The organism is Ameyamaea chiangmaiensis (genome assembly GCF_013376175.1).
GTDB classification, from domain to species: Bacteria; Pseudomonadota; Alphaproteobacteria; order Acetobacterales; family Acetobacteraceae; genus Ameyamaea; species Ameyamaea chiangmaiensis.
In genome coordinates this window covers 1-4,360 of sequence record NZ_JABXXR010000190.1, presented here as the reverse complement: position 1 = coordinate 4,360, position 4,360 = coordinate 1, and the positions used below count along the sequence as shown (strand labels likewise).

Genomic DNA, 4,360 nt, shown 5'->3' with positions numbered 1-4,360 from the left:
GTGCCGTTGGCCGGCGCGTTGCCCTCGGTTGCCGGGGCCTGGGCCGCACCATCGGACGGTGGCGTCGCGGGCGCGGGTCTCTGCCGGATGACCATGCGATCGGGCAGGCGCAGATCGATGTCCTGCACCGGCCGTTCGAGAAGACGCATCTGCTGCTGATACTGCGCAAGCCGGGCCAGGGCCGCGACGTCCTGTCCCTCGGGTAGAAGGACAGTCGTGCCGTCGCGCAGCAGCAGGTTCCACCTTCGCTCGCCCACGCGGGTCATGGCGATCACCCGGCTCGCCACGTCGGGTTGCGCCCCCAGGGCGTCGATCAGGTCGGCGGCGGCGGTGTTGGCGCCCGCGCCGACGACCAGCGGCAGTTGCAGGAACGCCTGCGCGTCCTTGCCGTGCATGCCCTGGTCGGCCACGGGATCGCCCGCGCGGTCGATCAACTGGAAATGCCCCTCGTGCTGCCAGACGGCGAAGGGACGGCGCTCGACAAGGGTCACGATGATGGTTGCGGGCAGGTGCCGTTCGACAGTCGCATGGTCGACGAAGGGCAACGCGTCGATCCGCTCACGCGCCGCTCCCAGCGAGAAACCCAGAATCGGCTGGCCCACCGACGTTCCCAGCGCCGTCATCAGGTCGCTTTCGCGCGTCAGGGCGCGCCCGTTGATCTGGATGGTGTGGATCTTGAGCGGGGCGAGCGCGATCAGGCGGGCGCGGAACGGGGCGAACCGCTCCTCGGACCTGAAATCGCGCACCAGAGGCACCGCCGCGCCGGCGGCGACAAGGCACCCGAGCACGAACAGCGCCGGCTTGACCCGGCGCCGCTGACGTTTGACGAAGATCGACAGGCGCGAGGGGCGGTCGCCGACGGGCCCCCCGCGTCCCTTCATGTGCGGCATGCGGCGTGATCGACCATCCACCGACACAACGTGCCGTAGGACATGCCGGTGAAGGCCGCCTGTTCCGGCAGCAGGGAGGTCGGCGTCAGGCCGGGCTGGGTGTTGATCTCGAGGATGACCAGGCGTCCCGGTCCGCCCGCGGCACGGGTGTCGTCATAGCGGAAATCGGTGCGGGTGGCGCCGCGGCATCCGAGGGTCCGGTGGGTGGCGCAGGCAAGGTCCATCGCGCGGGCGAACGTGTCGGGATGCACGTTGGCGGGCAGATGATGCGTCGAGCCGCCCTGGCCATATTTCGCCTCGAAATCGTAAAATCCAGCCGTAATTCCGGCGGACGGCGTGATGTCGGTGACGGTCAGCGCGCGTCCGTCGAGAACGCCCACGGTCAGTTCCCGTCCGGGAATGAACTCTTCGACCAGTGCCGTGCGCCCGAAGCGCCAGCCTTCGGCGATCGCGGCCCGGCGGTTGCTGCCGGGGTGGACGATCTCGACCCCCACCGACGACCCCTCATTGTGCGGTTTGACCACGTAGGAGCCCTCGAACGGATCGCGCTCGCGCAGTTCGGCGACGTCGATCATCCGGCCCGTCGCGACCGGCAGGCCGGCCCCGGCGAACGCGGCCCGGGCGGCGGACTTGTCCATCGCGACCGACGACGCGCGCAGGCCGGAATGGGTGTAGGGCACGTTCATCCAGTCCAGAATGCCCTGAATGGTGCCGTCCTCGCCGAACCGGCCATGCAGGGCATTGAACACGACGTCGGGGCGGCTGTCGGTGATCGCGGCCACCAGCGCGCCGAGATCGGCGCCGGGATCGACGACGCTGACCGCGAACCCTTCGTCGCGCAGTGCCCCGACGACGCCCTCACTACTGGCCTGACTCACCGGGCGTTCGGCGGACAGCCCCCCGGCCAGCACCGTGACGCGGCGTGTTTCGATGGTCATGCGGCCTCCAGCCGGCCGATACGCCGGATTTCCCAATGCAGTGACACGCCGGACCGTTCCAGCACGCGCGCGCGGACCGTATCGCCCAGTGATTCGAGATCGCGCGCCGTGGCGTCCCCGGTATTCAACAGGAAATTGCAGTGCTTTTCACTGACCTGCGCACCGCCCATACGCAGCCCCCGGCAGCCGGCGGCGTCGATCAGTTCCCATGCCTTGTACTGTGTTTGCGCGGCATCGGGGTTACGGAAGGTGGAGCCCCCGGTGCGCGCCCGCACCGGCTGGGAGGCTTCGCGTGAGGCACGGACGTCGGCGATTTTCGCAGCGACGCTGGTCGGATCGGCCGGTGTGCCGCGCAGGCGCGCACGCACGACCACACTGCCATCCGACAGGGCCGAGCGCCGGTAGCCAAAGGCGAGCGACGCCACCGGCAGACGCACCAGATCGCCCGCCCGCGTCACGATCTCAGCCCAGTCCAGAACGGCGGCGATGTCCGAGCCATAGGCGCCGGCGTTCATCACCACCGCGCCGCCGATCGACCCCGGAATACCGGCCAGGAATTCCAGTCCGCCCAGACCGGCCTGTGCTGCGGTCTCTGCCACCGTGGCGTCCAGACACGCAGCCCCGACGACCAGCCCGTCGTTATCGCGCACGATGTCGGCGAAACCCCGTCCCAGACGGACGACCGCGCCATCGATGCCGCCGTCGCGGATGATGACGTTGGAGCAGGCGCCCAGCGACAGCACCGGAAAATCGGGCGCAAGGGCAGCGAGGGCATTGGCCAGATCTTCGGTATCGGCGGGTTGCAGCAGCCATTCGGCCGCGCCACCGACGCGAAACCAGGTGCGCGCGCCAAGGGGTGCCGATGCGGTCTGGCGTCCACGAAAGCCGGGCAGAAGAACGGGGTTTGCCTCGCTCACGCCGCGAACTCGCCTTTGCGCTTACCGCCCAGTTCGGCCAGCTGCGCGGGCAGGGTCTGGGCCCAGTTGGTGATCGTCCCGGCGCCAAGGCACACCACGAAATCGCTCGGCCTGGCGATGGCATGGATCATTTCGGCAAGGTGTTCCGGACCCGGCAGCGGCACCACCGAACGATGGCCACGGGCGCGCAGACCCTCGATCAGCGCGTCGCGATCGACGCCGGGGATCGGGGCCTCGCCGGCCGCGTAGACGTCGGTCACGATGACCGTGCCGGCGTCGTTCATGCAGGTGCAGAACTCGTTGAACAGGGTTTGCAGGCGCGAGTAACGGTGCGGCTGGACCACGGCGATGACGTTGCTCGCCCCGGCCTGACGCGCGGCCTTGAGAACGGCGGCGATCTCGACCGGATGGTGGCCGTAATCGTCGATCACGGTGATGCCGTTATATTCGCCGGTGCGGGTGAAGCGGCGCTTCACGCCCCGGAAACTGGCCAGTGCCGAGCGGATGGTCGCATCGTCGATTTCCATCTCGATGGCCACGGCGATGGCGGCCAGGGCGTTCTGGACGTTGTGATTGCCGAGCATCGGCAGGCGGAACGGCCCCGCGCGGCGCGAACGGCGGCGCACACGGTCGGTCACGACCACCTCGAACGTCGCACCGCGCTTGTCGGCGATTACCTTCTCGGCGCGGATGTCGGCCTGTGGGGAAAAGCCATAGGTGATGATGCGATGGTCCGACAGGCGCGGGATCATCTGCTGGACCGCCGGGTGGTCGATACACAGCACCGCAAACCCATAGAACGGAATGTTCGACACGAACTGGTCGTAGGCCGCCTGCATGGCGTCGGCCGTACCCCAGTGGTCGAGATGCTCGGGGTCCATGTTCGTGACCACCGTGATTACCGACGGCAGGCGCAGGAACGACCCGTCACTCTCGTCCGCCTCGACCACCATCCAGTCGCCCGAGCCCATCCGCGTGTTCGAGCCATAGGCTTCGATGATGCCGCCGTTGATGACTGTGGGATCGAGCTTGGCGGCTTCGAGAACCGCGGCGACCAGACTGGTGGTGGTGGTCTTGCCGTGCGTGCCGCCGATGGCGACCGACCAGCGCAGGCGCATCAGTTCGGCCAGCATTTCGGCGCGGCGCACCACGGGGATCAGGCGTGCACGGGCCTCGACCACCTCGGGGTTGTCGCGCTTGACGGCGGTCGAGACCACGACCACCTGCGCGCCGCCCAGATTGGCGGCATCGTGGCCAATCGAGACTGTGATGCCCTGTCCGCGCAGGCGCTGGACGTTGGCGTTTTCAGCGATGTCGGAGCCCTGGACCGTGTAGCCGAGCATATGCAGCACCTCGGCGATCCCGGACATGCCGATGCCGCCGATACCGACGAAATGGATGGTGCCGATGGACAGGGGCAGGGCTCTCATGACGGTGCTTTCAAAACTGCGGGTCGGCGAAGGAGGGCTGACGGGACGAACGGGGGTTTCAGACCGGGGCCGCTTGCGCGGGGGCTGTCGCATAGACCGGCACGGGCGCGGGGGGAAGGCTGCTCTCGACCAGATCGGCAAGAGCCCGCACCGCGTCCGGGCGCGCCAGCGCGTGTGCCGCCGCG

At 68.6% G+C, this 4,360-nt stretch carries 4 protein-coding genes; all 4 read right to left on the bottom strand.

Translation table 11 applies throughout. The annotated features are described in order from the left end of the window. On the bottom strand, positions 1-881 hold an 881-nt coding region (locus tag HUK82_RS14785), incomplete at its 3' end, for a cell division protein FtsQ/DivIB (protein WP_176614680.1). Continuing rightward, positions 878-1,822: a D-alanine--D-alanine ligase gene (locus tag HUK82_RS14780; RefSeq protein ID WP_176614681.1), complete on the bottom strand. Its 945-nt coding sequence runs from the start codon at positions 1,820-1,822 to the stop codon at positions 878-880. The genes HUK82_RS14780 and HUK82_RS14785, both read right to left, overlap by 4 nt. Positions 1,823-1,824: 2 nt before the next feature. Further along, complete coding sequence (murB, locus tag HUK82_RS14775; protein ID WP_176614679.1) at positions 1,825-2,745, bottom strand: UDP-N-acetylmuramate dehydrogenase; 921 nt, start codon at positions 2,743-2,745, stop codon at positions 1,825-1,827. Beyond that, positions 2,742-4,175 (bottom strand): UDP-N-acetylmuramate--L-alanine ligase, encoded by a 1,434-nt coding sequence (murC, locus tag HUK82_RS14770; protein WP_176614678.1) that lies wholly within the window; start codon positions 4,173-4,175, stop codon positions 2,742-2,744. The genes murB and murC overlap by 4 nt, the downstream gene beginning before the upstream one ends. Positions 4,176-4,360: the final 185 nt, after the last annotated feature.